This is a genomic window from Aquamicrobium terrae (genome assembly GCF_040545735.1).
GTDB lineage: Bacteria > Pseudomonadota > Alphaproteobacteria > Rhizobiales > Rhizobiaceae > Mesorhizobium > Mesorhizobium terrae_A.
The window spans coordinates 24,227-51,213 of sequence record NZ_JBEPML010000006.1; the positions used below are offsets into that span (position 1 = coordinate 24,227).

A 26,987-nucleotide genomic window follows, 5' to 3' on the forward strand; every position below is an offset into this window, starting at 1 on the left:
CCGGCGTCTTCGGACGCAGACCAATGCAACGGACCCAACCTTGACCGTCGGCAGCAACCGCAGCAAGCCCCAGCCCGGTGAAGTCATCGCCGTTCTGAAGCGCATTTTCGCCGAGAACGGCCGCGAATATATCGGGTACTATGCGCTGACCATATTCTGCCTGCTGGTGTCGGCGGCCACCGCAGGCCTCGCCGCCTGGATCATGCAGCCGCTGGTCGACGACATCTTCGTCAGGCAGCGCTATGACCGCGCCCCGCTGATCTGCGGCGGCGTGATCGCCATCTTCCTGATCCGGGGCATCGCCACCTATGGCTATTCGGTGACGCTGGCTAGGATCGGCAACAATGTCGTGGCGCGCTACCAGAAGCGTGTCTTCCAGCACCTGATGCGGCTGGGCATCGACTTCTTTGGCGACACGCGCTCGGGCCGGCTGGCGGCGCGCATCAACGAGAACGTCGCCGGCATCCGCGACCTGATGGGCATGACGCTGCGCTCCGTCGCCGGCGATCTCGTCGCCCTCATCGGCCTCGTCGCGGTGATGATCTGGCAGCAGCCCTATCTCGCCGCCTCGATCATCGTCATCGGCCCGCCGCTGGTGTGGGCGGTGAACTACATCATGCGCCGCGTGCGCACGGTGACGCGCGAATCCGTCACCATCAACTCGCACCTCATCGGGGCCATGCAGGAGGCGGTGCAGGGCATCGCCGTGGTCAAGGCCTTCACCATGGAAGATCAGCTTTCGGCCCGCATCGGCCAACTGGTCGATCAGGCCGAGAGCCGCTACAACAAGATCGCCCGCGTTTCGGAGCGCCTCGGCCCGATCACCGAAAGCCTTGCCGGCTTCGCCGTCGCCGGCGTCATCGGCTACGCCTCCTACAAGGCGGCCACGACCAACCATCCGCCCGGCGACGTCATGGCCTTCATCACCGCGCTGCTGCTGGCCTATGACCCGGCCCGCCGGCTGGCGCGCACCCAGGTCAATGTCGAGCGCGCGCTGGTCAATGCCCGCATGATCTACGAGATCCTCGACCTCGAGCCGCGCCAGGGCGACGTGCCGGGCGCCGCCGCGCTGGCCGTGCCTAAGGGCGAGGTGCGCTTCGAAAACGTCTCCTTCGGCTATGTGCCGGGCCAGCCGGTGCTGCATGGGGTGAGCTTCACCGCAGCCCCCGGCAAGACCACGGCCATCGTCGGCGCCTCGGGCGCCGGCAAGTCGACGCTGGTAGCGCTGCTGCAGCGGTTCCACGATGTCGATGGCGGCGCCGTCACCATCGACGGGCAGGACGTATCGAAGGTGACCAAGCGCTCGCTGCGCCAGTCCATCGCCTATGTCTCGCAGCAGCCCTATCTGTTCGAGGGCACGATCCGCGACAACATCCGCTATGGCCGCCCCGAGGCGGCCGACAACGAGATCGAGCTGGCGGCGCGGCTGGCGGCGGCGGACGAGTTCATCCGCCAGCAGCCCGAAGGCTACGACACCCAGGTCGGCGAAAACGGCGCGACGCTTTCCGGCGGCCAGCGCCAGCGCGTGTCGATCGCGCGCGCCATGGTGCGCAACGCGCCGATCCTGCTGCTCGACGAGGCGACCTCGGCGCTGGACAACGAGTCGGAGGCGCGCGTCCAGCAGGCGCTGAACGAAGCGATGCGCGGCCGTACCACCATCGTCATCGCCCATCGGCTTTCCACCGTGGTCAATGCCGACCATATCGTCGTGCTGGACGAGGGGCGGGTGGTCGAGCAGGGCACCCACGCCGCACTGATGGCCAATCCGGACGGTGTCTACGCCCGCTTCTACCGGTTCCAGGGCGACAAGGGGCTGGGCCTCGTCGACGACGAGGCCACGGATATGGCCGGTACATCCGCAACATCGGGGAGCAGCATATGAGCGATATGGGTCTTGTCGTCGTCGGGGCGGCCGGCCGCATGGGGCTGGCGCTGGTGCGCGCCGTGCACGAGGCGGAAGGCGCGCGCATCGTCGGGGCGGTGGAGCGCAAGGGCTCGCCCGCGCTCGGCAAGGACATCGGCGAACTGGCCGGCCTCGGCCCTTCCGGCGTGGCCGTCGGCGACGATCCGCTGGCCGCCTTCGCCACCGCCGATGGCGTGCTCGACTTCACCGCGCCCGCGGCCAGCGTCGAGTTCGCCGGCTATGCGGCGCAGGCGCGCATCGTCCATGTGCTCGGCACCACCGGCCTGTCGGCGGAAGACAACGCCCGCATCGAGGCGGCCGCCCGCCACGCCACCATCGTCAAGTCCGGCAATATGAGCCTCGGCGTCAACCTGCTGGCGCTGCTGGTCGAGCAGGCGGCGCGCGCCCTGGAGGCCAAGGATTTCGACATCGAGGTGCTTGAGATGCACCATCGCCACAAGGTCGATGCGCCCTCCGGCACCGCCCTGCTGCTGGGCGAAGCGGCGGCCGTCGGGCGCGGCATTTCCCTTTCCGGCAACGATGTGCGGGTGCGTGACGGCCACACCGGCCCGCGCCAGACCGGCAGCATCGGTTTCGCCACGCTGCGCGGCGGCTCCGTGCCGGGCGACCATTCGGTCATCCTCGCCGGCAATGGCGAGACCATCACCCTTGCCCACCACGCCCAGGACCGGGCGATCTTCGCGCGCGGCGCGGTCAAGGCGGCCCTGTGGGCGCGCGGCCGCAAGCCCGGCCTCTATTCGATGCGCGACGTGCTCGGCTTCTGAGCCGGGTCGTTTCGCGAAACGCAACTGAAGAAGGAGCAAACATGTCCGGAACCCTCGTGCTCGTGCGCCATGGCCAGAGCGAATGGAACCTGAAGAACCTGTTCACCGGCTGGCGCGACGTGGACCTGACCGAAAAGGGCCATGACGAGGCGCGCGCGGCCGGGCAGAAGCTGAAGGAGCGCGGCCTGAAGTTCGACATCGCCTTCACCTCCGATCTGCAACGCGCCCAGAAGACCTGCCGGCACATCCTCGATGCGGTCGGCCAGGGCGATCTCGAGACCATTCGCGACCAGGCGCTGAACGAGCGCGACTATGGCGACCTCTCCGGGCTCAACAAGGACGACGCGCGCCAGAAATGGGGCGAGGAGCAGGTGCATGTCTGGCGCCGTTCCTACGACGTGCCTCCGCCCGCCGGCGAGAGCCTGAAGGACACCGGCGCGCGCGTGTGGCCCTACTATCTGCACGACATGCAGCCGCATGTGCTGCGCGGCGAAACGGTGCTGGTGGCGGCCCACGGCAATTCGCTGCGCGCCCTCATCATGGCGCTCGACGGCCTGTCCGGCGAGGAGGTGGTGAAGGTGGAGCTCGGCACCGGCGTGCCGATCGTCTATCGCCTGAACGCCGATTCCACCGTTGCCTCGAAAGAGATCCTGGCCGGCTAGAGCATTTTGCGGCCAGACGGGCTCGTCTGGCGATGCAAACCAACCTGGAGCCGCGGGCGTTCTTCGTAACGCCCGCGGCTCCATGCTTTTCCGAAGCGGTTCCGGCCTCGAAACCGCTTCGTCCTTTTTCCGGAATGGGCCTGAACCGTCCGCGAATACCCTTTTCGTTTCGGTCTGATCGCTGCGCACCCACCCGAGGGGCGGCCGAAGCGCGGCGATTTTTTGTCGCGGCGCGCGGTGCGTAAAAGTGGTATATTATTTGCCACATTAATGTGGAGGCCGACGACAATGAACGACAGCGAAAAGCGCGACCGGGTTGTTCTATCCGGCGAACACGCCAGCGGCAGGGACTTGGAAGGCAGCAGCCTGATGCCCATGCTCATCGCGGGCCTCATCCTCATCACGGTCGGCGCGCTGGTGGTGATGGTGTTCGTCTAGATCATGCCCGAAACCGGCATCCGGCCTGCACGCGGCCGCATCACGCTGGAACTATCGGATCTGGAAAAAGAGTGGTGCAGCTAACGGGAGAAAGTACGAACCAAATTTGGCAGGCGATTGAAGATATGTCGACTTGGAGGAATGTTTTGGAGAATACATCTCGATGGTGAATTCCTGAGAGCTTGGTTGGCAATTTAGATCGCGGAGGGTCGATCTGACCTGTCACTACCGCATCCATCGGAATGCGGTAGTTGACCGCATCTCGGCGATAGGTTCGCCAGTTGCCGCAATCATGCATCCCGAGCGCGCAGCGCCTCGATAATCGCCGCCGCCCTGCCGAGCGCCGCTTTTGCGGCATTCAGTTCGATGGCCAGCTCGAAAAGATCGCGGTCAGCCAGCTTCAGGAGAGTGTGCAGGACGGCATCCGAATTCCTTGCCAGGAGGATCAGGTGCCAGCCGTCCGGCCCCCGCGTTCCGGCAATCCAGTATTTGGCCGTGCGGTCGCTGGCGCCCGTCCAGCGCATGACCGTCTTCGTGGCCCTGAAACTTGAACCCAGTTCTGATTTTAGCGCCTCGGAGATCGCAGCGGCATAGATGCCTCCTGGCTTGCCACCATCCTGCGGAACAACTGTGCCCTTCTTCGGAAACATCTTTCCGGTCTCCTTGCTTTACACTCCCGGTCCGCAAGGCGAGACAATACAGAATCCAATGGCCAGAAATGGTGATCGACTGGAGCCAGAGGGGCAGTGACGCAGCCCAACAGAACCCGCCGAAAATCAGGGCCGCGGAATACGTCCGCATGTCGACCGAGCATCAGAAATACTCCACGGACAACCAGTCCGCAGTGATCCGACGCTACGCGGAGAAACGAGGCTACGAGATCGTTCGGACCTATGCCGACGAAGGCAAGAGTGGCTTGCGGCTCGTCGGCCGTGACGCCCTTCAGTCCTTGCTCGATGATGTCGAACGCGGTCGCGCCGACTATGCTGCTGTCCTGGTGTATGACGTCAGCCGGTGGGGGCGTTTCCAGGACCCCGACGAGGCAGCCGAAATCGAGCTTCGGTGCAAGCGGGCGGGAATCCTTGTCCACTACTGCGCGGAGCAGTTCGAGAACGACGGCAGCATCGGTTCCTCGATCGTCAAGACGGTCAAGCGGGCAATGGCCGGAGAATACAGCCGCGAACTATCGGTGAAGGTTTTCGCGGGACAGGCAAACCTGATCCGGCTTGGATATCGACAGGGAGGCGCGGCCGGCTACGGTCTTCGCCGAGTCCTGGTGGACCAGACCGGGAAACCAAAGAGTGAACTGGCGCGCGGCGAGCAAAAAAGCATCGCCACCGACCGGGTCATTCTTGTTCCGGGTCCAGAGGCGGAAATCATGGTAGTCAGGGAAATTTACGACCACTTCACGTCTGGAGGCCGCTCCGAGCAAGAAATTGCCGGCATCTTGAATTCCCGCGGAGTCCTCACCGATCTTGCCCGCCCGTGGACGCGAGGCACTGTCCATCAGATTCTCATCAACGAGAAATACATCGGGAACAATGTGTGGGGGCGCACCTCTTTCAAGCTGAAACAGGTGCATTGCAGGAATCCTGCGTCTGCGTGGGTTCGGGCGGACGGTTCGTTTCAGCCGATCGTGGAGGCGGCGTCCTTTGAAGCGGCGCGGGCGATCATCGCGGCCAGATCGGACAGACTCTCCGACGAACGGATGCTGGAACTGCTTTCCGAAATCCTTAGCCGGCGCGGCTACCTGTCGGGAATCATCATCGACGAAGCGGAAAGTTGCCCATCAAGCAGTTCCTATTCCTCCCGTTTCGGGACCTTGCTCAGGGCATATGCCCTCGTAGGATTCGTTCCGGATCGCGACTATCGCTACCTCGAAATCAACCGGGCGCTCCGCCGGATGCATCCTGGAGTAATCGCTGAGGCAATGAGCGGAATAGAAAGGGCCGGAGGTCTGGTGGTTCAGGACCCGACGACGGACTTGCTTTCGATAAACGATGAATTCACCGCATCCATTGTCGTCGTCAGGTGCATCAATACCGCCGCCGGCTCTCTTCGTTGGAAGGTGCGGCTGGACACGGCGCTGGAGCCCGATCTGACGGTCGCCGTCCGAATGAACCAGACGAACGAGCACCCCCATGACTATTACTTGCTGCCACGGCTGGACATGCATGACGCCGTCCTGCGCCTTTGTGAGTTCAACGGGCTTTCCCTTGACGCCTACCGCTTCGATTCCTTGAGCCGATTCTACGAGATGGCGGCGCGGGCGCCCCTTCCGGAGGCAGCGTGATGGCCGCGACACCCGCACAACGCGTCGAGATGATCCCGATCAACCGCATCACCGTGGTCAATCCGCGGATACGGAACAAGAAAGTCTTCAAGGAAATAATCGAAAACATTGCGCAACTCGGCCTCAAGCGACCCATCACAGTCACCAGAAGAGCGGAAGCAGGAGGCCCCTATTACGACCTGGTGTGCGGGCAAGGAAGGCTTGAAGCCTTTCGCTCGCTTGGTCAACGTGAGGTTCCGGCCCTCGTTGTCAGCGCGAACCAGGAAGACTGTCTGGTGGCGAGCCTTGTCGAAAATTGCGCCCGTCGCCAGCACCGTGCCATCGACCTGCTGCAGGATATCGGCGGCATGAAGCAGCGCGGCTATGGCGTCCCGGAGATTGCCCGGAAGACGGGACTTTCGGGCGAATACGTGCACGCTGTCATTCGGCTTCTCGAAAAGGGAGAGCAGCGTCTGCTGCGTTCGGTGGAGGCAGGCCAAATACCGTTCAGCGTCGCGCTGGAGATTGCCGAAGCAGACGATCAAGGCGTACAGGCTGCCCTTCAGAACGCCTACGAGAACAACCTGCTCCGAGGCCGTAAGCTGCTGGCGGCCAAGCGTCTCGTGGAAATACGGCGACAGCGGGGAAAGTCCCTCAGGATTAACCCCGGGGCCAAGCCGCGACCGATGTCATCGGAAGCCTTGGTGCGGGCTTACCAGGAAGACACGAACCGGAAGCGCATATTGATCCGTCGCGCGGAGACCGCGAGGGGGCGCTTGCTCTTCGTGGTCGAAGCCATGAGGCGCCTGATCGCCGACGAGCTTTTCCAGCGCCTGTTGGCTGAAGAAGGTCTTGTCACCCTTCCGGAGCCATTGGCGGCTAGGATTGGCCGAGCCAAGGCAACGAATTCATGAAAGCGTCCCGCAGCCCGGCGGCAGTTCGGCATGCATTCGAAAATGCCAGCCTTAGGATTCCGATAGCCGATATCATGCCACTGAGACAACTGACGCCTGCCATCTTGAAATCGGTCAAGTACGCGCAGATCGCGGCGTCCATTGCCGAGATCGGTATCATCGAGCCTCCTGTGGTCGTGCGAGACAAGTCAGACCCGGACCGCTTCCATTTGCTTGACGGGCACATAAGGATCGACGTTCTCGCCAAACGAGGCGATATCGAGGTCGTCTGCCTCGTGGCCATGGAGGACGAGGCCTTCACCTACAACAAGCGGGTAAGCCGTATAGCGATCATCCAGGAGCACAAGATGATCCTGATGGCGATTGAGAAAGGTGTGCCAGAGGAGCGGCTTGCCCGCGCGCTCAACGTCAATATTGCCAGTATCCGACACAAGAAGAGCCTCCTCGAAGGCATCTGCCCGGAAGCCGCCGATCTGCTGAAGGACAAGCACGTACCCATCAACACCATCAGCGAGCTGAAGAAGCTGAAATCGGTGCGGCAGATCGAGGCGGTCCAGCTGATGATCGCGATGAACAAGTATACGATCAGCTATGCGCGCTCCCTCGTCGCCGCCACGCCGGACAGCCAACTCGTCCGCGGCAAGAAAGGCATGAAGGGACTGAGCGCCCATCAGATCGAGCTGATGGAAAACGAATCCGCAAGCCTGGATCGGGAATTCAAGACAATCGAACAGGACTACGGAACCGATCATCTCGAACTGGTGCTTGCGACCGGATACGTGGCCAGATTGCTGGGCAGCGCCAGGATCGTGCGCCATTTGGCCCAGCATCATCCTGACATCTTTTCCGAGTTCCAGAAGATCGTGGAACTACAGAAAGCGGCATGACGGGAACCCGGATCCGATAAACGTGGGGACCGCAAGGGACGCTGCACCGTGGGGCAGATCAAGTGTGGTGTAGGAATGGCGGCGAACCCGTCGCCACTCTCATCTCGGCGGCGTCAGTCCCGAGGCGTTCGAAAGCGCCGCGGCGTGAGGCTGGGAATTGTCTGCCAATCCAGGGGCAGTCCACAAATGTAACCCGAGGGTGTCTATGAAACTTGGGGCTATTCAGCATGCTGGTTTTAGTTGGATACGAGCCCTTGCTCCTTCAATCGTTGGAGAACATTTATAGCATGCTTGGATTGAAGTTCGCTCGGAAGCTGCCGGGGCATCGAGGCACATACACCAAGGATCTGTTGATCCTTGGGAGTGAGTTTCCGGCCCGCGACACCTCGCGCCAAGATTTCTCGCCAGAATTCAGGTCCGCGATTTACAACCTCGGATTGGGCAGAAATACCGTCAATTTGTCGTTCCTTGCTCCTTTGATCGCGCTCGCTGGTGCGGGCAACCTCCTTCAGAACCAAGCACCCATCGAATTCGGCGCCATAGTCTAGCTTACGTCCCTTCAAGCCATTCCAGCAAGCCTGCTGTTTGGCCCATTCCGACATGTTGCGTACGCCAGACGGAGGGTGAGTAATAACGAAATGAGCCTCGGCCGCGGCAAGAAGCAGCGCACGCAGCAATGCCTCGGGAACCGCCTGTCGCCGCCAGATCGTGTCAAGATCAAGCACCTGCTTTTCACCATTGGCATCGTGGAACACCTTCGCCATGGCGTAAGTGACGATGTTCGCGCGGTAGCCACCCTCGTACCAGGGTTGCTTCGGAACCTCTGCCTCGAGCTTGCGGAAGATGATGGCCTTGGCGATCAGCCGACGATACCAGAGCTCGTCATACTTCGTGTCGCTTTTCGACCACGCCTCTCCAATCTCTTTAGCGAATTCGGCAAAGTTCTTCTGCGCGCCACGCGATACGATATGAGGGTGCTCGTCGGCTGAGTACGCGATCTTGGCGAGGTCAGTCTTGTTAAATAGTTGCGCCTTGGGAAACTCCAGATCGAACTTCTTCTGCTGCGCAGCTGTCAGTCGGCCGCGTGCGTTGATGAACTGCCCACGAGACCGCTCGTAGAACCACTTGCTGTCGTGCCGTTCTCCCTCGCGCGCCGTGAAGATGACATCCCGCGAGAATTGCTCTATCCGGATATGGAATGGGTGGTTTGAGAAGAAGTCGGCCGCATTCACCTTGTTCTGCGTGTTGGCGTATTCCGAGATCTTCGGCACGATGTCTTCGGATCGTTCGGGGGGCACAACCGTCAACTTCATCTGAACGAAGACCTGCGGAAGCTGTTCCTTCGCAGATCTCAACCCGGTATGGATCGATCCCGTTGTCTGTGCGCCGTTCACGATCTGAAGGTTGCTGATTGACGAGATCGCGAACCCTTCGTCGGTCCGGACACAACTCACGTCATCGGCCGTGGCAGACAGACCGTTGTTGTAGGGAAAGAACAACTCCGGCTCGTCCCTGATGGTCTTCTGGATCCCTTTGTTCGTCTTGGCCCTAGCTTGGAGGAAGGAGCGGACATTGGCTTCCAGGAGACGCGCCCCCCACCGATCGTAGATGGCGGCCAACTGTTCGCCAGGCACGATCAGCAGATAGCTTTCGAGCGCTGCGCCGGTCTGCGAGGCCTTTAGCGCGGGAAGCGGGGCACCGAAGTCGTTCGCGAAGTCGATCACCATGTCCTCGCGCGCCTGGCCAGATCGGTCGAACCGCTCGAACCGGGCGAGATCCCAGACGGACCAGGTGATCGGCACATCCTCGATGTCCGCCAGCTTCACGGCATCATCGCGGCCGATGTATTGGCGGTTCGAGACGAGGATCAGCTTGACCTTGGTGACCTGTGACCAGGTCGTGATGATCAGGTCGGACGTCTGGAAGGCGGGGTTTGCCTCATTCAGCGCATCGCGAAACGTCTCGGTCCGAGCCTTCTTCAGAAAGCGAATCAAGGGGTTGAGGATGGGGGGCACATCGCCCTTGCCGAAGGTCTGAACATCGTCGCTGTCGACAAAGTCGCAGACGATCAAGCCAAGCACCCCCTCGCTGTCGCGCGGGTCGCCAGCATATCCGTCGATCCTGAGCTTCTGGGCACCTTCGCCGCTTTGGTAGTACGCCCGGTCGGCCACCTCGAGTTCACCCGCCTCTGTCAGCCGCTCGGTCATCCGGTCGAAGAATGCCTCTACCATCAGAATGCCACTTGCGTCGGCCTCGCGGCGGATATCGGCCACCAGGCTCTGGTGGTATTCTTCAAGTTCCTTCATTGCTGGCCCTCATTGACAAGACCCGACCGCACGTCGTCCCAGCGCGCCCGGAAAGGTGCGCAGGCAGACAGCGCGAGTGCATAGGTCACGCCTGACAAACCGAGCGGAACAGGGGCGGCGATCCGGGGGAAACCTTCTGTGATGGTGTGGAAATCAGGGGGGGAGACGATCCAGCGCCATGCCGAATAGTCGTGCAGCACGTCGTATCCTGCGTCGGCAAGGTGCAGATCCCAATCCATGATTGCGGACGGCTCCGTCCACTCAAGCAGTTCGGTGACCTCGGCCACGTACTCGGTCAGCGTTCTGCCATGGGGTGGCTGAACCTTGTCGACTGCGAGGATCGCCAACCAAAGGTGACGGTCGGGCACATCGGCCAACTGGTGTTCGTTGCTGATCTTCACGAAGGGTTGGGATGCCCCGCGCCGCGCCTTGACTTCGATGCAGTCGGTCTTGAGCTCAAAATCCTTTGGGGCCCCGGAAGGGCCGGTCCAAGCCGTGAGGGCGGGTTTCGCACCCAGACTGGCGATCAGCAGCTTCAGGACTTCGATCTCGCCGATCAAACCCTTCTGTGCCTCTTCCGGCAGGACATCTAGCTTTCCGCCCCGCAACAGGTAGTGCCAGCGGAACGTGCGCCCGATGGCTCGCTCCAATGCTTCAGCCTCGGTTTCGGCGAGCTCGCCCGCTGCCATTACATCGCGGCAAAGGGTCTCGAACAGCTCCAGCTGTGCATTGTCCTTCAGCCGGATGTAGAGGATCGGCCCGCCCGGCAGCGTCTGGAACCGGATATCGAGGTTCCTGAGCTTAGGCAGATCGGGGGCCGGTTGCGGGAGGTTCAACAGCTGCAGGACAAGGGCGACGTCGGCGCGCGGCATTACGGCCCAGAACCAGTTCCACCGCGCCGCGGCCGAAATCCGCCGCGTGTCAATCTTTCCGGCTTCGAGACCGGACCACGGCGTGTCATTCGGGATCACCGAGCGCCTCCTCCTCGACTTCCTCTTCGCCGAACATCTCGCGCATGCGGATCGTGTTGACGACATATTCGACGGTGCCGCCCTGAACGTCAGACGGCGGAAAGCAGATGCTCCAGGCAAGGACGATACCGGGCGGTTTTCCGTTCAGCGCTTCGTCTGAGACGGTGGGGGCCACGAAACGGAGGATAATCAAGGGACGGCGCCCCGGTATCTCGCAGAAAATGCGCGGCGGAAGAGTTTTCGGGACTTCTTTCCCTTGGCGGTCGCACTCCTCGCGGAAGGCTTGGGTCGCGGCATCTATCTGTTGCGCAGTCAGGCCGACGCGCTCATCCCCGGGCGATCCCACCCGCCTGCTGGTGCCACTGATTGCAAGCACTCCCTGGCGCAGATCGGGTTCGCCAACCGATCGGCCGAAGGCGCGCATCCCGAGTTCGCCCAGTTCAACCTCGGGGACGTCTGCCTTCTGGGCGCTGGCAAACAGGACATCCCATTCCTTCAGTTCCCCGTCGGCACGGGCATCGATGTAGTCGCTCATCAGGCGCGGATCGGTCAGGGGATCGGCGGCGTCGGCGCGGAACACCCGGAGGAAGTCGCGCACCAGATCGACGGGCACAGACTTGTAGAGGATGCCTCTGGACGGGTGTTCCGCAGCCAGCCCGCGCGCCCTGATGGCCGCCACCAGATCCCGTCCCGCCTTCCGGTTGCGATCCAGTTGCTCACGATCGGCCCGTATCCGCGTGGTCTCGACCAGCTTGCCCGCCAGCCCGACTTTCATGGGAAATTCACGACCAGTGCCCATCTTGTTTCGGGCTGTCACGATCAGCGATTCCGGATGACTGCGGACGGCAAGCCCGAACTGCTCGGGCGTGGCATTCACCAGTTCCATGCGCTTCAGCTGGGCCTGGAGATCGTCCATCGCCTCGTGGATGTGGGCATACCAACCGACGCCATCAGCGGGGATCCACACCCGGCACAGATCCTCGTAGCCCGGCCGATATCCGAACCAACGCCCCATCTGCATGAGCGTGTCGTACATCATGGAGTTGCGCAGGAAGTAGCTCACCGTCAGCCCTTCCAACGTCAGTCCGCGCGACAGGGAGAACCCGCCGACAGCAATGACGGTCACGCCATGTTCGCCAGCCTGATCATAGTCGAGCGCCTGCGACCGTTTCGACGCGTTGACCTCGACCACCCGGGCGGCGACCAGCACCTCATGCAGTCTTGCCTGCAAGTCGAACCAGTCGGCATTGTCTGCATCTGCGTATTCCACCTCCCATACCGCATGCAACGCCGCGATCTCCGGATTACGCAGCGCAGCACGGCCCTTGCCTCCGTCCACGACGACAGCATCCCGGATTCGCCCGACGACATCGGCGATCCTCGACCGAAGCCGGCCCTGGACGTCCGTGAAGCGGGAGGCATTGACCAGCATCGAGGCATGCGCCGCCTGCTGGCCCCGCGCGTTGCGGATCGCACGGGCAACGATGAAGGCGCGAACGGCCCGCACGAGGCTGTCGGGCAGCACATCGACCGGATGGTCGATCTTGTGCTTCATCGGGAGGATATCCTCGTTGTCGTCGATCAGGCGAACGTGCCGGTCGCGAGCGTCGAGGAACACCTTCTGAGCACCGAAATAGTTCGACGGCGCGTCCAGACCAATGATGAAATGGCGCGGAAACAGGTCCTGCTTCAGCGCCTCGTCATCCGTGTCCGGGTCGATGAAGATGTTGGCGAAGGGCGTTGCCGTGTAGCCAACATAACAGCAACGGTGAAACAGCGAGAGCAGCTCGCGGATCTGGCCGTTGATGCGGGTGACCTCATCGCGGGAATAGGCGGTGTTGATCGAGGCGTTGTCGGCCTCGTCGTCGATCAGCAGCATCGGCTGGCTGACCATCTGGGTGCCCTGATGGACGGAATGCTCCTTCAACCATTCCAGCAGGTTCTTCAACGTGCTCGAATTCTTCTTGATCACCAGGACCACGGGGACGTTGTATTGCCCGATCTGGCTAGTGTTCGTGGTGGCCGTCGCCTTGTTGAAATCGCGCAGAGTGTTGGTCAGGGAAACTGGGAATTCGCGCTGATCGAACGTGCCCACCCCGATGATCTTCTGCCGCTGCGCCTTGTTGGAATGGGCCAGGCGCCCAGTGTCACGGCCGATGAAACCCTCGTCAATCCGGGCCTGGGTCTGATTGCGCAGGTTGTTGTGAATCCCCGCGATCACCACGATCAGGCGATAGCCCGCATCGGCGGCCTTGCAGATCAATCCGGTATAGTTCGCCGTCTTGCCGCTCTGGACGTGGCCGACGACCATGCCCCGGCGGCTCCAGGGGCTCATGTTCTTGGGATCGCCGAGACGGTCCAGCACCCGGTCCGTCACCTCGTCTGTCGCGTCGATCACCGACTTCGGCAACCCCTTGAGGTTCAGGAGTCGGCGGTACCGACTCCAGTAGAAGTCCCCGATCTTGCCGTTGATCCGCGCATCACGCAACCATGGACGAAAATCCTCCGCATCGACGATGGCCCCGAGGCCCATGCTGATGCCGTACTTCTCCTCGATAAGGCGGGCGAGTTCCTCGACTTCATCATCCTCGACCTTCCCGGCAAACATCGGCGTACTGCGCAGCTGCGCAATGATGTCCCGGATGGACTGCGCGGTATGCGGCCCGGTCTGCGATGCCATGTACATGGACGTCATGCCTTCAAGGCTGCTCAGCAATGGCTTCACGACTCTTCCCTTGCCTCGATCAATGTCGAGATGATGCGCTGGGTGTCCTCCCAAGCCGACCGGAAAGGATCGACGTCTTTCATAAGCGACATGATTTCCTTGATGTCCTTCCGGGCGCCCATGAGTGCGGACAGCGTCGCTTGAACGGCCTGGGCCAGCGTATCCTCGTCCACTCTGTCGGGCACGATCTCCTCGGCTGTGCCCGCCATGTCCGCATGCAGGGTTTCAACCGGGAGTGACGCCCCGACCAGTGCGATGCAGTTGAAAAAGCCGCGCCGGAGCTCTGGTGGCAGGTTTTCGGCGAAATCGGCGAAGGCGGGATGCTCGACATTCGGCCGATATCTGATCTGCCCGTCTGATTGGATACGATGCCACATCGGCAGTCGTTCGTGATTGACCAACTTTTGTCCGCGCTTGTTGTAGGTCCGCTTGGAGCCTGCCTGAATCCGCTCGATCACCTTTTTCAGGCGGTCGCGGACGATGGGGGGCAACTGCGCCGAGGATTTCTTGACGTCGATCTTCCAGTCGGCGTCCATGCTGTTGGGGATGTCGATCCTGACGCGGGACAGCTTGGTGAGCTCGGACTGGCGGCACAGGCGGAACCAGGTTCCGAAAAGGATCAGGCGCTTGCCGCGGTAGAGGTAAAACCCTTGGGACTTCAGATGCCCTTCGGGGCCGGCTAGATCCTCCCAATCCGTCTTGTTCATCTGCTTGTGATGCGGAAGCGTGAAGCTCTGGATTTCGACATCACCATGGGGGAGGGCAAGTCGTTCCTCCGGATCCGCGATGGTCGCCGGGTTCTTTCGGGCGAAGGGATCCAGCGGTCGCAACATTCGGCCGTTCAGCAGTATGCGGAGTGGTTTGGCTTCCTCCATGAAGCGATGAAACACGAGGCGCAGATGCCTTTCGGTTTCGGCAATCCTCTGGTTGATGGCTTCTGCGCGCTTGGCGGCATCGTGGGAATAGCCGCCGTTCAGTCGATCCAGCTTCTGCCAGAGAACGAGCGTGCCCGCGGCGCCCAAGTGATCAACCGCGGGGATTAAGGACGTGTCCTCGGGCAGTTGCACTGCCCATTCGTTCCTTTCCGCGATGTCATCAAGATCCCAGATAGCCGCACTCGTTTGGCCTGCTTTTCTGGAAACAACCGTCAATCGTCTGCATTGCGAAAAGCTCGCGCTCTTCAGGCCAAGACCGAAACGCCCGAGATCGGGTTCGTCGCGGGTTGCTAGCGGGTTCTGGCTCCCTGGGCGCATGGCGGCGACAAGTTCACCTTCGGTCATGCCTTCGCCATCATCGACAATCGCGATGTATGGTTCGTCGGAATAAGTCTCTGTGATGATCTGGATTCGGCGGGCGCTTGCCGTAACGGAATTGTCGATAATGTCGGAAATTGCAGTTTCGAGGGAGTACCCGATGTCCCGCAGTCCCTCAATCAGCGCTGATGCATGCGGGGTTGCATCAGCCCATCTTGAAACACCCATTTCCTTCATTCAAACCATTACCCAAGCAACCCGCCCCACTCTTGCGCGAACAAGAAGGAGTTACAAGGCTCGAAACGAGACAAGCAGCGCGCTCAGCCGCCGTGGGTGCCGGATTTTGTCACGGATGCATGGATCAAGGCCGCAATCTGCCGTGCAAGAAATGGCGGGACGGCATTCCCGACCTGAACATACTGCTGAGTCCGATTGCCGAGAAATAGGTAGTCGTCAGGGAAGGTTTGCAGGCGCGCCGCCTCGCGCACAGTCAGGCTTCGGCATTGCATCGGATCGGGATGTATGAAGTAGTGCCCGTCCTTGGAAATGTGGCTCGTGACGGTGGTCGAAGCCTCGTTCGCCAACTGAACCCGGAAGCGGTCATTGAAGACACCGCTATGCCAGTTGCGGTGATCCGGACTGAGCGACAACGGGAAATCAGTGGCCTTCGGGCTGTAGCCCCGGACGGTGCCGAACACGGCCGCGAACAGGTAGCGACCGAGATCCGAGGCCATATGCCCGCGTGTCTCGTGCTGGGCAATTGCGCGCAGTTCCGGTCGCTCGAGCCACCGCAGCAACTCGTCGTTCGAAGCGCCATAGCCCTCCGGCAACCATGACACCGCCCGAACGGTCGGTGAGCCGTCCCTCAATCGCCTTGATACGGACAGGAAGGCTTCACGGAGCGTGCTTTCGTCCTTCTCCCTGCAAATGCCGACCAGACGCTTCGCTGCGGCACCGACCTCACTTCGCCAGACAGCCGCGTCGTCGAGACCGCGGCTGATGCCGCTGCGCAGGGCGGGCATCGTTCCGATGACTTCGTTGACTGTCCGAGCCGCCCCGGAGACGGCGATCTCGGCATCTGCGGCCCTACCCGCGAGGTCGGACCGGATCCCGACAATGATCACCCGATGGCGCCGCTGCGGGACCCCGAATGTTTCTGCGCGTACGATGAAGTCCGACGGCTGCGCCGCCTCCTGAAGCCTCGCCTTTCCATTCTCGACCCGTATTGCGCGCAACTCGTAGTGATGGCCGTGACCCATGCCGAGCGAGGACAGGTCCTCCATCAGCATCTCGAAGACAAGTCGGCTCTCGACCGTGGACGAGAGCATGCCCTTGACGTTCTCCATCACGAAGGCGGCCGGGCGAAGCTTGTCGAGAACCCGGATGTACTCGCGGAAAAGATAGTGCCGCGCATCCTCCTCGGGAACATAGCCGACCTTGCTCCTCGATCGGGCGCGCCCGACGAGGGAATAGGCTTGGCAGGGCGGACCGCCGATCAGGATCGTGTCGTCGTACTTGGCCTTCAACTTCTCGATTGCGCCATCAATGGCGGTCGCCGCAGCCTTGGTACCTAGCTCAAGCGCGCGCGCTTCATCGATGGCATGCCGCCACGCCTCGGCGTCGACGGTTGACCAGTCCGGTTCGGAAGCAAGGCCTGCATGAAAATTGATGAATTGTCTCGGCAGCACATCATGGCGCGTACGGTACTCGCGCAGGAACGCTCGCAGCGTCAAGGTCCGGTGAGCTGACGTCTCTTTCTCAACCGAAATGCCGATCCGGAACGGCAAATGGCCGTCTTCGACGAGGGAAGCAAACCCCTCACCAAGTCCGCCCGGACCGGCAAACAGATCAACAACGCCGAAAGTAGAAGGCAAATCAGGCTCCTGACGCATTTCGTTCAGCTGGTGTATACTAGGTTCAGTGACGAAGACCAGGGCGCATGTGACTGACATCGTGGACCAGAAGACCCGATCTCGGATGATGTCGGGAATACGTGGAAAAAATACGAAGCCAGAGCTAGCTCTTAGGCGAGCATTGCACGCACGTGGCTTTCGCTTCCGGCTCCATTCCGGCAGAGTTCAAGGGCGACCCGACCTAGTCCTTCCGAAGCATCGAGCTATCGTTTTCGTCCATGGCTGCTTTTGGCACCGCCACGAGGGCTGTCGCTATGCCACCAACCCGGCGAGCCGCCAAGGGTTCTGGCAGGCGAAGTTCGAAGCGAACGTCGTTCGGGATGGCGCTGTTCGCAGTGCCCTTCTGGAGGAAGGGTGGCGCGTAGCGACCGTCTGGGAGTGTGCACTTAGGAGACCCGCGCAGGTGGAAATCAGTTCCCTTCTTCTGGCTGAATGGCTTTTAGGTTGTTCTGCTGAGGTTGAGATCGGGGGCGCAGATGTAAGTGGCGACAATCTCCACGTCCCCCAAAGATAGGTCACGTCTAGCGCGGGATTGGCGATTCGAGCTTCGGCCTTGCCGCCGGTGATACCGCTCTTGATGAATGAGTTTGTCGCGCCGAATCCTTGAGGGCGCCAGAAAATTAATCGTGAGAAAGTTGCGGCCCGAACGGAAGGAACGCGCCTTCATCGCGGACGTCGAGGCACACTTTGCGTTCCCCCCGAAAGCGGACGTGGCGGTCGAGCCGTCTGAACGACCGCATGATGCCACCCATTCAGTCCTCCAACTCGCGATACGCCGTGATCAAAAGCGGCCGTTCGTTCATCTTTACTAAGCGACCTATACGAGTCGCGCTACGCCACCCAAGAAATGGGGCCCCTTAGAAGGGGTCGCGCCGCTTTCGCCTGTCGTCGAGGCCATAGAGCGGCATTGAGCTTATGAGCTGGCCGGGATTCGCAAGTTGCTTCTTCCGCTCTTCGGCGCCGATCGCGAAGGATACGTAGAACAGCGCGGATCGCGCCATCTGCATGACGCGGATCGCCTTGGCTTCGAGTTCGTCGCTGCCGATGGAGATGCCGAAGCCATTGTTGCTCGTCCCGTTGATCCTGAATGGCTTGGCCCAGCCTTCGCTCACACGCAGATAGGTGTGCTCCAGCGCATTACGGATGCCGTGCAGCTCATGAGCATCGGCTGCCGTGGTCTGCTTGAGTTGGTCATCAAACAGCTCCTTCGACAACCAGAACAGGCCGCGCAATGGCAGATTGTCCCGCTTCTCGAACTGAGGCAGCAGGCGCGCCTTGTTCTCGACCATCCACACGTTCTTGAAGCTAATCCTTTCCGGCACCTTTCCTAAGGCCCAGTAGCGATCAACGAGAAAGGCGACCTTATCGAGCAACGAATAGGCGATGCGGAAGGCAGTACGAACCCGCTCGCTGGCCAGCGAATATAGCGGATAGTCGAGCGTGTCGATGAGCGCGACTCCGCGATCAGAGAAATGGACCCGCGTGCTGCTCATCCCCTCGAACAGCGTGAAGCGCGCGGAGGCGTATTCCTGCTTCATCTGATTGAAGAAGCCGACGATCGGCGGCGGCAGATGGCCGTCGGGACGGTCGTTCAACCCTTCGGTCAGCGGCGGCAGCATCAGCTCGTCGGTGGCCGCCGCAAGATGCGGTCCAAGATCGTTCAAGGGGCATAGAAAGAGACGATGCTTAAGGCACCAGTGGCGATAGGCGCGTTCGATCTTCGACCGGCCCTCATCGCCACGATCGAGGTCCTGCATCGCCCGGACCGCGTCGACATTGACCGCACCAGCGAGTTCCGTCGCTTGATTGGCAAAATACGCGAGTGCCGGTCGCGGATCAGCGGAATCATAGAAAGCGTCCTCGGCCATCGTCGAACGAAGACTGTCGAAGGCATGCAAAGCCAGGACCGCGCGCTCGCGGTCATCAACCACCATGCCGGCATAGCCCCTGAGCCCACAGCCTCGGTTGCCCCGTGCCATCGCAAAACCTGGAATGATCCTCAGAGCAGCATCCCAGACGGCGACCGCGTCGATCGTGCGACCCACCATATCGAGGAGGTTCGCGTGGTTAGTGAGAATCTGGCATTGACGCACCTTGTCGAGACTCGCAAAGCCGGGATGGTTTGAGGCACGCGACAGCGCGAGCAGTTCCGCCTGCCGCTCGGGCACCTCCCAGGACCAAGATCGTCGAACATTCGCGATATGCGACCGTGCTGCCCAAGCATTGGCTCGGAAATGCTCGACCAGCGCGCCATCGGTGTCGGCGAGCTCACGCTTCGACAATTCGTCGAGCAGATGGAGTGCGCGCTTAGCGCCACGCTCGAAGGCCGCGTCGAAGGCGTCGTCGATCAACTGCCCGATGTGTGCGAGCGCCTCGGCATCGCTCATTCTCGTGATGCTGCGTTCGCACCGCTTGTTGAGGTCTTCGAAGCCAGGATTCGGCGGCATCGCCTTCATCGTTTCATCGACGGCAGGTGACTCGCATTTAGGGCGAGAGCACGACCCGGAACTTCGCCTGGGTCGTCTTGAGCAGATAGAGTTCAGTCGTTGCCAGCAGTCGCAAGGCGTCATCGGTGATGGAAGAAACCGAGCCGCCCGGCTGGACAAGGATCATCTCGAACTCGAGTCTCGCGCGGCGCGACTTTTCCTTGAAGTAGGAGAGGTCTTTGATGTCGCCCTTCAGGAAGCGATTGTGGCCTTCGCGGGCCCAGGTTTCCTGCCGCCTTTTCAGGTCGTGATAGAGTGTCGGAAGGCCGGCATGCTTCGCTACAATGCTCTTCTGCGCCTGGCCACAGACAATGTAGAAGTTCCGGATATCTTGTGACACCCGCGCCTCATGGGCGCCCTTGCAGTGGACGAGGCATAGCCGGATCGTGGTGTCGTCTACATCCCTTAGGCACACGAGGTCAGCGGCCTCTCCGTGACCGTCATCGTTGAAGATGACGTCGAACTCGCCCTTGAGCCGCTCGAACGTCCGGAACTGAATAGTCTTCTGGTCGCCTGACTTATGCATAGACTCCTTGTTCAGGTCGATGCCGTCCCAGTTCCACGCCTCCAGCCTGCCACGCTGATAGAGTCCGACGTCCAGCTTTACTGGAATATGGTAGCAGTTGTACGAATAAGTCCCGTCTGCATACCGAACGATGAAGGGATCCTTCTGGAGGTACTCCTCCAGCGGCACCGCCGGCAGTGTACCGTGGCGGAACATGATAGCAGGACCGGACACGTGGTCGTGGCGGTATCCGCCTGGAATCTGTTCACTGATGATGAGGGCGTATTCGGACATCGCGCCGTCAGCCTCGACACGGAAGACGATTTCGCCGTTCGGCCCGACATCACCGAGATTCAGATCGACGGCGAATACCGGGACTTCGGTCGCACCGAATATGACGAACTGGCGGTCATTGAAGCGCATCTGCGCCTGCTCGCCCCATTGGGCGGATATCGGCCATGCGGAGTGCTGCTTTGCGAGTTTCTCCGGGCGAAGGAAGTCGCGGACGATGTTGCTCTCGCTCTCAACTTCGGACGAGACCTTCGCCCACGTCGCGGCGGTCCACTCGATCCAGTCGGATATGGTACCGGACTTTTGCTGCCAGACCTTGCCGCGTCGCTGGGTTCCTCCCCAAAGAACGCGTTCGCCGTTCTCGTATCCAAGACACGCAAGGTTATTGAGCGAGGACTCGGCTTTCTCGATACTTGCGAGCCCTTCGGTGACATTCGGCCCGAAATAAGAGGTGAAACTGATCGCGCCAATACGCGACGATCCAAGGCTCTTCACCAATGGCAGTTCAACATTGTTCAGAATGTTGAAGATGGGCGTGCCCGACACCAGCGTAGTGTCGTCGTTCGTGACTGCCTTGGCAAGCCTTTCCGACCGCAACGCGTCGTAGTCGCTCGCAAAGAGGCAAAGCGCTCCAACAGCCTTATCCCACTTGAGAATTAGGAGGTCGTAGATCGTATCGTACACGTTCTGGTAGTTACCCCAGGCCACATCGCTAGAACGACACACGACGGCAACCAGAACGCTGTCCTGTTCACTGAGCGCGTACCAGCTCTCTGAGTCTTTCTGAAGCACCGACTCGAAGGCCAAAGGGTTCCAGTCCTCGCATTTCGTCCGAAAGAGCTGCGCTGAAAGTGCCGGTCGGAGGTTCCAAAGCGAAAGGTTCGCATGAAGATCGCCGGACTCTTTAAGCGCAAACACCACGTCCTGCAGCCGCAGCTCCTGAGCAATTCTTTCCTCGCTCAAGCGCTTGATGAGCAGATCCCAGTCGGCTCCTTCTGCGTAAAGGGCGGCGAGTTTTGCCTCGGCATCGGGGTCGGCAATGTTGGTGACGACCGTGGCTTCGCCGATTTTTTCGGCGGGGCCTTTGCGGGTGAAGCGGCCGATGAACTGAAGTGTCACTGCCAGCGACTTATGCGTGTCGTGAAGGGCCGCGACCTTGAGGTAAGGGAGGTCGAATCCTTCGCCCAGCATGTCGACGCAGATGACGATCCGGGCTCCATCGACCCCTCGATCGAAGAGCTGGGTCATAGCCTCGCGATTAATTAGGGTGCGCCCGGTGCCAGAGTAGACGACCACCGGTTTGAGGTCCGGCGCGAGGCGCTGATAGATGCGGCCCACCGCTTCGGCGCGGTCTTTTGATGAGGTCCGCGCCATCAGCAGGTGATCGAGCTTCAGGTCGTCCCGGTCATGTCGGAGCGTCGCAATGGCTTCCTTGGCAATCGCGACATCGCGGGCTTCCTGGTCACCGTATTCTTCGATCGTTCTGAGGTTGATAGGGCGGTAGTAGCCGGCGGCTTGGGCATCGCCGAGCTTGTAGTTGAAGATGATCTTGCCATCGACGCGCTTGCCGTCGCGCCGGAACGGCGTTGCGGTGAACTGGAGAATACGTTTTGCAGCGAAGTGCTCCCGAACGCCCTGCCACGTTCTGGCAGTGATGTGGTGGGCCTCATCTACGATGAGATCGGAGCATGCGCCCGCGAGACGGCGGACGACTTCGGCATCCGAGGCCTCGAGGACGTTCGGAAGGGCAACGATTACGTTTGCGTTCCGGATGAGCGACTCCAGTTCGTCCGTTGACATGATGCCGGTCGTGATGATCGCGACGCGGGGCTTGGCGAGGTCGTGGGTGATGACCTGGGCCTCAGGGAGGACGCCGAGGCTGATGAACTTGCTGGCGATCTGGCTTCGCAGTGTATCGCTGGGAACGAGGACAAGTGTGCGCCCAAGCCGGCGATAGACGAGCGTTGCCAGCATGGTTTCTGTTTTGCCGGTGCCGGTCGGAAGGACGACGGTGGCCGGTTCAAAGGTGGACCCGACTGCAAAGTGGGCGGAGATAGCGTGCAGCGCGCCGATCTGCGGGGTGCGCAGGCCCGGAAGGTCGTGCTCTTCGTCCTCGGTCCGAAAGTCGAACCTGTTGATCCATGACTGCAGGACCTTTTCCGGCGTATCCGCGTAGGTCGCCAATTCGCCTTGGGAATCCCATTGGATTGCAAAGGTTTCAGGAAGATTGTCGGGGTCGTCGACGCCTGGCGCTACGACCACGGGCAGCGGCGTGGATATTCGGCGCGCCCCCTTTCGGCGAAGCAGAATCTCGCCGTACGGAGGACTGAGCTCCGTGGTGATGAGATCGTGCCCCTTGATCTGTGAGGATGAAATTCGCGCCTTGGTGGAAGCGCCGCCGAAGACGCGCTGGACGATGCGATTTCCGCCGACCTTCAGACCGCGCTCTGGAAGTGCTGGAAGATCAAGAATCCCCCGCCAGGTAACGAACAGGCTCATGTCGCAGTGTCGTACAGAGTTGAGCAGTTCTTTCTACGTGCGCACTCGCTGTGTGACGTTGAAGACATCATAACATCCATCCAATTCGTCAGGTCGCTACAAATACCCTGCCGGTGGGCACTGGGGATGTCGCAACGCTCTTGAAGCGGCTTGTATTCGGGCCAGACGGCGAGAGTGGCGTCCCTGGAGCGGCGCATTTCAGACCATTTTAGCATGGCGCGTCCTCAATCTCCGACGACTTGGGGACCGCGGCGCAGAACGCCGACAGGCATGGGCGGGACATTCGCAGCGGTCAGCACGCTCGTCGCCCCTTCGGGTCCAAGATCGATGTCGTATCTGCGGCCGGGCTCTACGGTCGTGCTGACCAAACGTCGGCACAAAAGGTCGGCGAGCGCCGGGTCTTCGACCGCGCAGATGATCTGACGCCGATCGAGGCGGAGCGCGGACAGTACCTCGACGAGATGAAGCGCGCGAAAATCGTCGATATGCTGGACGGGATCGTCGAGCAGGAGGGCGCGCCACGGCGTCCAGGCGCGGGCTAGGTGGACCGACAGGAGGAACGCCAGTCCGGCCGCGCGACGTTGGCCCGAGCTGAACACGAACTGCGGATTAAGGCCGTCGCCGACCTTGAGGCTCAGGAAGCGTTTCACATCGCCGCGGATGCTGTAGTCGATGGTCCTCCAATCCGCGTGCGGTCTCAGACGTTGATAGAGCTCATTGAGCAAGGGACTGATCTGAGCTAGGCTTTCATCGATGATCTCGGCGCTGACTCGCTTGACCGCCCGTTCGATCTTGCGGGCGCTGGTAGCGGCTGCCTGTGACTGGCTGACGACATCGGCGAGCTTGTCGATCTCCTCGCGCAGACCTTCGATGGTCTTCTCGATCGACGCCATGCGCGAGACCGACTGGGACGCCTCTAGGACTATCAGGGCGCGCTCGAGGTTGATTAAGCGGTCACGTTCGGCCACCACATGGGCTTCGAGCTCATCCGGATTAGCGAGGAAACGCGGATCTATCTTCCAACGCGCGAAGAACGCGGCATGAGTCTCTTCTGCTTCGCGCAAGGCGCGTTCTTCGGCCTGATGGGCGGCGACATCACGCTCGACCAGGGCGAGGGCCGCTGATGCTTCTCGCGCCGCATCATCGGCCGCAGCCATTCTTCGGCGCGCGTCTTCGACGCCAGAGGCGAGGCCTGAAATGCGCCGTCGGGCCGCTTCGACGCCTGCGGCGAACTCGGCGGAGGTGCGATGGGCCGCGCAGAGAGGGCAATGGTCCTCATGAACCCCAAGGCGCTCACCGTGCTCGACCAGAATGGCGAGCGAGGCAGCGACCGCATCCACGTCCTCTTCCCGGGCAAGCAGCGTCTCGGCGGCGTCTGCCGCCTTCAGAGCGAGGTCTTTCGCCTCCCTTGCCTTTTCAAGTTCGGCTTTGGCGGTTTCCCGCGTCGCCACCGCATCAGGCGCCTGGAAGGCCTGCTGACCGGCGAGCAGCGTCCGACCGGCTTCGACCGCTTCCGCACTGCGGGCAATACCTGTTCGTCCGTCGGCAAGCGCGTTGCGAGCGGCCTCGAGACGAGCCACCATGTCGGTCGGCGCATTCGGCACGGCGGCGCTCACGATCTCCAGAGCGGCTGAGACGTCGCCGGAGCGGCTAAGCGTGGCCTGGATTTCTGACTGCTGGGTCAAACGCTCGCCTAACTTGGTGCGTGCATTCTCATAGGCGGCTTCGTTGCGGGCGTGCGCGGCATCGGCCGCAGTCACAACATCCTTGGCCTTCGCGGCCGCCTCGGCCCCTTCGAGAGCGCCGAGGGCTGAGCGCACGAGGTCGAAGCGCTCTGTCTCAGACAGATCGAGACTTAGGGCTGCGATCCATTCGTCGCGAATAATAGAGGTACGGGTCAGTTGCCGCAGCGCGTCCTCTGGCGCCGGCCCGCTGCACAACGCCGCTTGGATTTCTTCCGGTGACACATCGGCGCCGCTCTCGCGCGTCCGGGTGATCTTGAAGGACTTACCCTCGTCGTTGACGAAGACGGCGGTGACATAGTGAGCTTCCGGTTCGCCGGCGCCGCGCCACCATAGATAGTCCGCGAGGCTTTCCTTGGCCGCCTTCTCGACGGCGTATTTTTCGATGAGTCCGGTGATCGCGAATTCGACGGCGTCACACAGGGTGCTCTTGCCAACGCCATTGCGGCCGGTGATGACGGTGAAGCCACCTCCGAAATCGATCCTGGCCTTATCCCGGAAACCACGGAAGCCGCAAACCTCCACATAGTCGAGCTTCATGATCTGGCTCCTAAGATGCGAGCGACGTCCACGGCCGACGTTTCGTTGAGGAAGGCTGTCACGGCTTCAGGGGGAACATCCTTCAAGCGGGTGCGGAGGCGGTCTTCGAAATTCGTCGCCCCCAGGATCGGCTGCGCGCGGATTCCCATCAAGGGTAGCAAAGTCCTTTCGATGTCCTCCGCCGTCGTCACCGCAGTGCGCGCGATCTTCCGGGTGAGCGTGAAATCTTCCTCGATCCGCTCGATGGCGCGGGCATGCGTCGGTGCGTGCTCGGCGGTTAGAAACACCGAATAGACATTCCAGGCCTTGGCGCCGGCTCCCCGCAGCATCGCAGCATGACGTGCAAGGGTGGTCTTCTGGCTGACCTGCCAACCGGCCAAGAGCCCATCCGCCGTTTCAAAAACGTGGACGAAGCCCATTAGGGCGGCGCTCTCGAAACAGGTCACTGGGCCACTCGGACCCGACCAGGACCAGGTTTCATACTGTGCATTGCGAAGCACGATTTCGGCTTGGGTCGCGATGTCCATCAGATATTCAGCTCCGCGCGTGCGCCGTTGAGGTCGAACCAGTCTCCGCCGGCGGCCGGGCGTATGAGATCGCCGGTTCGCCCGCCTCGAATGACATTGCCGGGAAGACCGAGATCGGTGGCGCCCACGGCGACCACGATGTCGGAGCTGACGGCAACAGGAGGTTCGATGAATTTCGTTCTAAGCGACCCGAGGATCGCCTCGGCGCCATTGATGACCCGGATGCTGCGGCCGTTCAGTTCGTAGCCATCGGGGAGTTGGGTTGCGCCAGCTTGGCGCAACAGGAGGTGAAAATACCCCAGCGCCTCGACATTGCCGGGGCGAAGGCGCGTAGCCGGCTGCACGGCAGGAACGCCTTCGGCGTCCCTACGCAGCCCATAGAGGATCTCGCTGTCAAAATCGGCGATCTGGAGCCAATCCGGGTGGCATTGAACACCAGTCGTCTGCTCGAAGACGGTGCGGCCTGCGGCCAGGACTTGGCGCAGATAATTCATGGAGAACGCCCTGCGCAGTTCGTCGAGGACATCCGCGCCGGATGCGCGAACATGCTCGAAATGTACGTTGTCGGCATGAGCAACCTGCCAGAGCTGAGGCGCCTTTTCTTCGAGGGCGACCGTCGGCGAGAGATCGACGACTGTGACGGAGAGCGGCTGCACGTCCGCAAGGGCGCCGCCGATCACCGCGTTGAGATATTCCCAGTCTGACCAGAAGCCGACGACCAGCAGGTCCTTCTGCCGCAGGTTCGCGGCCATCCAGGTTTTGCTGCGTTCGATACGGGCCGAAATGACGGGATCTTCGAGTTGGGATGGGGCCCAGACGGTCGACACGGGATCGCGCTGCGCGCATCCATGAAATTTCAGGAGCGGGGCTTGGCGCGTCGCATCGACATTGGCTTCGTCGCCATCGAGAGAGCCTCTGAAGGCCGCGCCATAATCCCATGCGCGGCGTTCGATGAGGATATCGTAGTTGCTGGATATGCCGGCGACGGCAGCGCGGGTAATCAGAAAATCAGCGATCGCGGCATGACCGGGATTGTACGGCCGCGCAAAGGCCGGCCATGGTACCAGATGTTCGATAAAGACGGACTGCAGCGTATTGGTGGCGACGAAGTGCTCGGCCAGCGCCTCGAGATTATCGCGCAGGGCGATGTCGCAGGCGGGATCGACCTCGAGCTGGTACTTGTCGAAACAGCATTCCGCTACAGTGCGTGCCGATGGTAAGCTGCTCGGCGGCGCCATCGAGAGGCCCGCGCCGCAGACCACAAGAAGCCGCCCGGCATTCATGGATGCGAGAAGTCGCGCTTGGATCTCCGGACTCAAACTGCATTCCCCCGACCACATACAGCTATTGCCACCGGATCCCATTTAC

General features: G+C 61.4%; 19 protein-coding genes. 8 read left to right on the plus strand and 11 right to left on the minus strand.

Translation table 11 applies throughout. From position 1 onward, the window contains the following. The first annotated feature begins 40 nt into the window (after nt 1-40). The 4 genes from ABID37_RS10380 (at nt 41) to ABID37_RS10395 (ending at nt 3,788) form a co-directional block, all read left to right on the plus strand. A complete protein-coding gene (locus ABID37_RS10380; RefSeq protein ID WP_354194355.1) occupies nt 41-1,882 on the plus strand; it encodes an ABC transporter ATP-binding protein in 1,842 nt (613 codons plus the stop codon). Continuing rightward, the gene (gene dapB, locus ABID37_RS10385) at nt 1,879-2,688 is read left to right on the plus strand and encodes a 4-hydroxy-tetrahydrodipicolinate reductase (protein WP_354194357.1); all 810 of its coding nucleotides are present in this window, start codon (nt 1,879-1,881) and stop codon (nt 2,686-2,688) included. Before ABID37_RS10380 ends, dapB begins: the two co-directional genes overlap by 4 nt. A gap of 41 nt (nt 2,689-2,729) precedes the next feature. Further along, nucleotides 2,730-3,350 carry a 2,3-bisphosphoglycerate-dependent phosphoglycerate mutase gene (locus ABID37_RS10390; RefSeq protein ID WP_354194359.1) on the plus strand — a complete coding sequence of 207 codons (621 nt, stop codon included), beginning with the start codon at nt 2,730-2,732 and terminating at the stop codon, nt 3,348-3,350. A gap of 288 nt (nt 3,351-3,638) precedes the next feature. Next, complete coding sequence (locus ABID37_RS10395; RefSeq protein ID WP_354194361.1) at nt 3,639-3,788, plus strand: hypothetical protein; 150 nt, start codon at nt 3,639-3,641, stop codon at nt 3,786-3,788. 290 nt (nt 3,789-4,078) lie between these two features. Here ABID37_RS10395 and ABID37_RS10400 read toward each other — a convergent pair whose 3' ends face one another. Next, the gene (locus ABID37_RS10400) at nt 4,079-4,438 is read right to left on the minus strand and encodes a hypothetical protein (protein ID WP_354194363.1); all 360 of its coding nucleotides are present in this window, start codon (nt 4,436-4,438) and stop codon (nt 4,079-4,081) included. 68 nt (nt 4,439-4,506) lie between these two features. On the opposite strand from ABID37_RS10400, the gene ABID37_RS10405 reads away from it, so the two are divergent. The 3 genes from ABID37_RS10405 to ABID37_RS10415 are packed head-to-tail and all read left to right on the plus strand — an operon-like array spanning nt 4,507 to nt 7,861. After that, complete coding sequence (locus ABID37_RS10405; RefSeq protein ID WP_354194365.1) at nt 4,507-6,081, plus strand: recombinase family protein; 1,575 nt, start codon at nt 4,507-4,509, stop codon at nt 6,079-6,081. Then, nucleotides 6,081-6,974 (plus strand): plasmid partitioning protein RepB C-terminal domain-containing protein, encoded by an 894-nt coding sequence (locus tag ABID37_RS10410; protein ID WP_354194367.1) that lies wholly within the window; start codon nt 6,081-6,083, stop codon nt 6,972-6,974. Before ABID37_RS10405 ends, ABID37_RS10410 begins: the two co-directional genes overlap by 1 nt. Then, nucleotides 6,971-7,861 carry a plasmid partitioning protein RepB C-terminal domain-containing protein gene (locus ABID37_RS10415; RefSeq protein WP_354194369.1) on the plus strand — a complete coding sequence of 297 codons (891 nt, stop codon included), beginning with the start codon at nt 6,971-6,973 and terminating at the stop codon, nt 7,859-7,861. Before ABID37_RS10410 ends, ABID37_RS10415 begins: the two co-directional genes overlap by 4 nt. A gap of 236 nt (nt 7,862-8,097) precedes the next feature. On the opposite strand, the gene ABID37_RS10420 is transcribed toward ABID37_RS10415, so the two are convergent. The 5 genes from ABID37_RS10420 to ABID37_RS10440 form a co-directional block, all read right to left on the minus strand. Beyond that, the gene (locus ABID37_RS10420; protein ID WP_354194371.1) at nt 8,098-10,167 is read right to left on the minus strand and encodes an AIPR family protein; all 2,070 of its coding nucleotides are present in this window, start codon (nt 10,165-10,167) and stop codon (nt 8,098-8,100) included. After that, nucleotides 10,164-11,138, minus strand: a complete 975-nt coding sequence (locus tag ABID37_RS10425) for a PD-(D/E)XK motif protein (protein WP_354194373.1) — start codon at nt 11,136-11,138, stop codon at nt 10,164-10,166. Before ABID37_RS10425 ends, ABID37_RS10420 begins: the two co-directional genes overlap by 4 nt. Further along, complete coding sequence (locus ABID37_RS10430; protein ID WP_354194375.1) at nt 11,125-13,863, minus strand: Z1 domain-containing protein; 2,739 nt, start codon at nt 13,861-13,863, stop codon at nt 11,125-11,127. Before ABID37_RS10430 ends, ABID37_RS10425 begins: the two co-directional genes overlap by 14 nt. Next, nucleotides 13,860-15,353, minus strand: coding sequence for an ATP-binding protein (locus tag ABID37_RS10435; RefSeq protein ID WP_354194378.1), 1,494 nt, complete (start codon nt 15,351-15,353; stop codon nt 13,860-13,862). The genes ABID37_RS10430 and ABID37_RS10435 overlap by 4 nt, the downstream gene beginning before the upstream one ends. 83 nt (nt 15,354-15,436) lie before the next feature. Then, nucleotides 15,437-16,990, minus strand: coding sequence for a DNA cytosine methyltransferase (locus ABID37_RS10440; protein WP_354194380.1), 1,554 nt, complete (start codon nt 16,988-16,990; stop codon nt 15,437-15,439). A 79-nt stretch (nt 16,991-17,069) separates the two neighbouring features. Here ABID37_RS10440 and ABID37_RS10445 point away from each other — a divergent pair, with 79 nt between their 5' ends. Beyond that, a complete protein-coding gene (locus ABID37_RS10445) occupies nt 17,070-17,543 on the plus strand; it encodes a very short patch repair endonuclease (protein WP_354194382.1) in 474 nt (157 codons plus the stop codon). A gap of 343 nt (nt 17,544-17,886) precedes the next feature. On the opposite strand, the gene ABID37_RS10450 is transcribed toward ABID37_RS10445, so the two are convergent. The 5 genes from ABID37_RS10450 to ABID37_RS10470 form a co-directional block, all read right to left on the minus strand. Further along, entirely contained in the window at nt 17,887-19,485 is a 1,599-nt protein-coding gene (locus tag ABID37_RS10450) for an LA2681 family HEPN domain-containing protein (RefSeq protein ID WP_354194384.1), read from the minus strand. A 28-nt stretch (nt 19,486-19,513) separates the two neighbouring features. After that, complete coding sequence (locus ABID37_RS10455) at nt 19,514-22,810, minus strand: DEAD/DEAH box helicase (protein ID WP_354194386.1); 3,297 nt, start codon at nt 22,808-22,810, stop codon at nt 19,514-19,516. A 224-nt stretch (nt 22,811-23,034) separates the two neighbouring features. Further along, a complete protein-coding gene (locus ABID37_RS10460; protein ID WP_354194388.1) occupies nt 23,035-25,092 on the minus strand; it encodes an AAA family ATPase in 2,058 nt (685 codons plus the stop codon). Beyond that, on the minus strand, nt 25,089-25,619 hold the full coding sequence (locus ABID37_RS10465) for a hypothetical protein (protein ID WP_354194390.1): 531 nt from the start codon (nt 25,617-25,619) through the stop codon (nt 25,089-25,091). Before ABID37_RS10465 ends, ABID37_RS10460 begins: the two co-directional genes overlap by 4 nt. Continuing rightward, nucleotides 25,619-26,938 carry an SIR2 family protein gene (locus ABID37_RS10470; RefSeq protein ID WP_354194392.1) on the minus strand — a complete coding sequence of 440 codons (1,320 nt, stop codon included), beginning with the start codon at nt 26,936-26,938 and terminating at the stop codon, nt 25,619-25,621. Before ABID37_RS10470 ends, ABID37_RS10465 begins: the two co-directional genes overlap by 1 nt. Nucleotides 26,939-26,987: the final 49 nt, after the last annotated feature.

Coding starts and splice junctions, on each gene's coding strand:
- dapB (WP_354194357.1), top strand. CDS start 1,879: ATGAGCGATATGGGTCTTGTCGTCGTCGGGGCGGCCGGCCGCATGGGG.
- ABID37_RS10390 (WP_354194359.1), top strand. CDS start 2,730: ATGTCCGGAACCCTCGTGCTCGTGCGCCATGGCCAGAGCGAATGGAAC.
- ABID37_RS10395 (WP_354194361.1), top strand. CDS start 3,639: ATGAACGACAGCGAAAAGCGCGACCGGGTTGTTCTATCCGGCGAACAC.
- ABID37_RS10400 (WP_354194363.1), bottom strand. CDS start 4,438: ATGTTTCCGAAGAAGGGCACAGTTGTTCCGCAGGATGGTGGCAAGCCA.
- ABID37_RS10405 (WP_354194365.1), top strand. CDS start 4,507: ATGGTGATCGACTGGAGCCAGAGGGGCAGTGACGCAGCCCAACAGAAC.
- ABID37_RS10410 (WP_354194367.1), top strand. CDS start 6,081: ATGGCCGCGACACCCGCACAACGCGTCGAGATGATCCCGATCAACCGC.
- ABID37_RS10415 (WP_354194369.1), top strand. CDS start 6,971: ATGAAAGCGTCCCGCAGCCCGGCGGCAGTTCGGCATGCATTCGAAAAT.
- ABID37_RS10420 (WP_354194371.1), bottom strand. CDS start 10,167: ATGAAGGAACTTGAAGAATACCACCAGAGCCTGGTGGCCGATATCCGC.
- ABID37_RS10435 (WP_354194378.1), bottom strand. CDS start 15,353: ATGAAGGAAATGGGTGTTTCAAGATGGGCTGATGCAACCCCGCATGCA.
- ABID37_RS10450 (WP_354194384.1), bottom strand. CDS start 19,485: ATGAAGGCGATGCCGCCGAATCCTGGCTTCGAAGACCTCAACAAGCGG.
- ABID37_RS10455 (WP_354194386.1), bottom strand. CDS start 22,810: ATGAGCCTGTTCGTTACCTGGCGGGGGATTCTTGATCTTCCAGCACTT.
- ABID37_RS10460 (WP_354194388.1), bottom strand. CDS start 25,092: ATGAAGCTCGACTATGTGGAGGTTTGCGGCTTCCGTGGTTTCCGGGAT.
- ABID37_RS10465 (WP_354194390.1), bottom strand. CDS start 25,619: ATGGACATCGCGACCCAAGCCGAAATCGTGCTTCGCAATGCACAGTAT.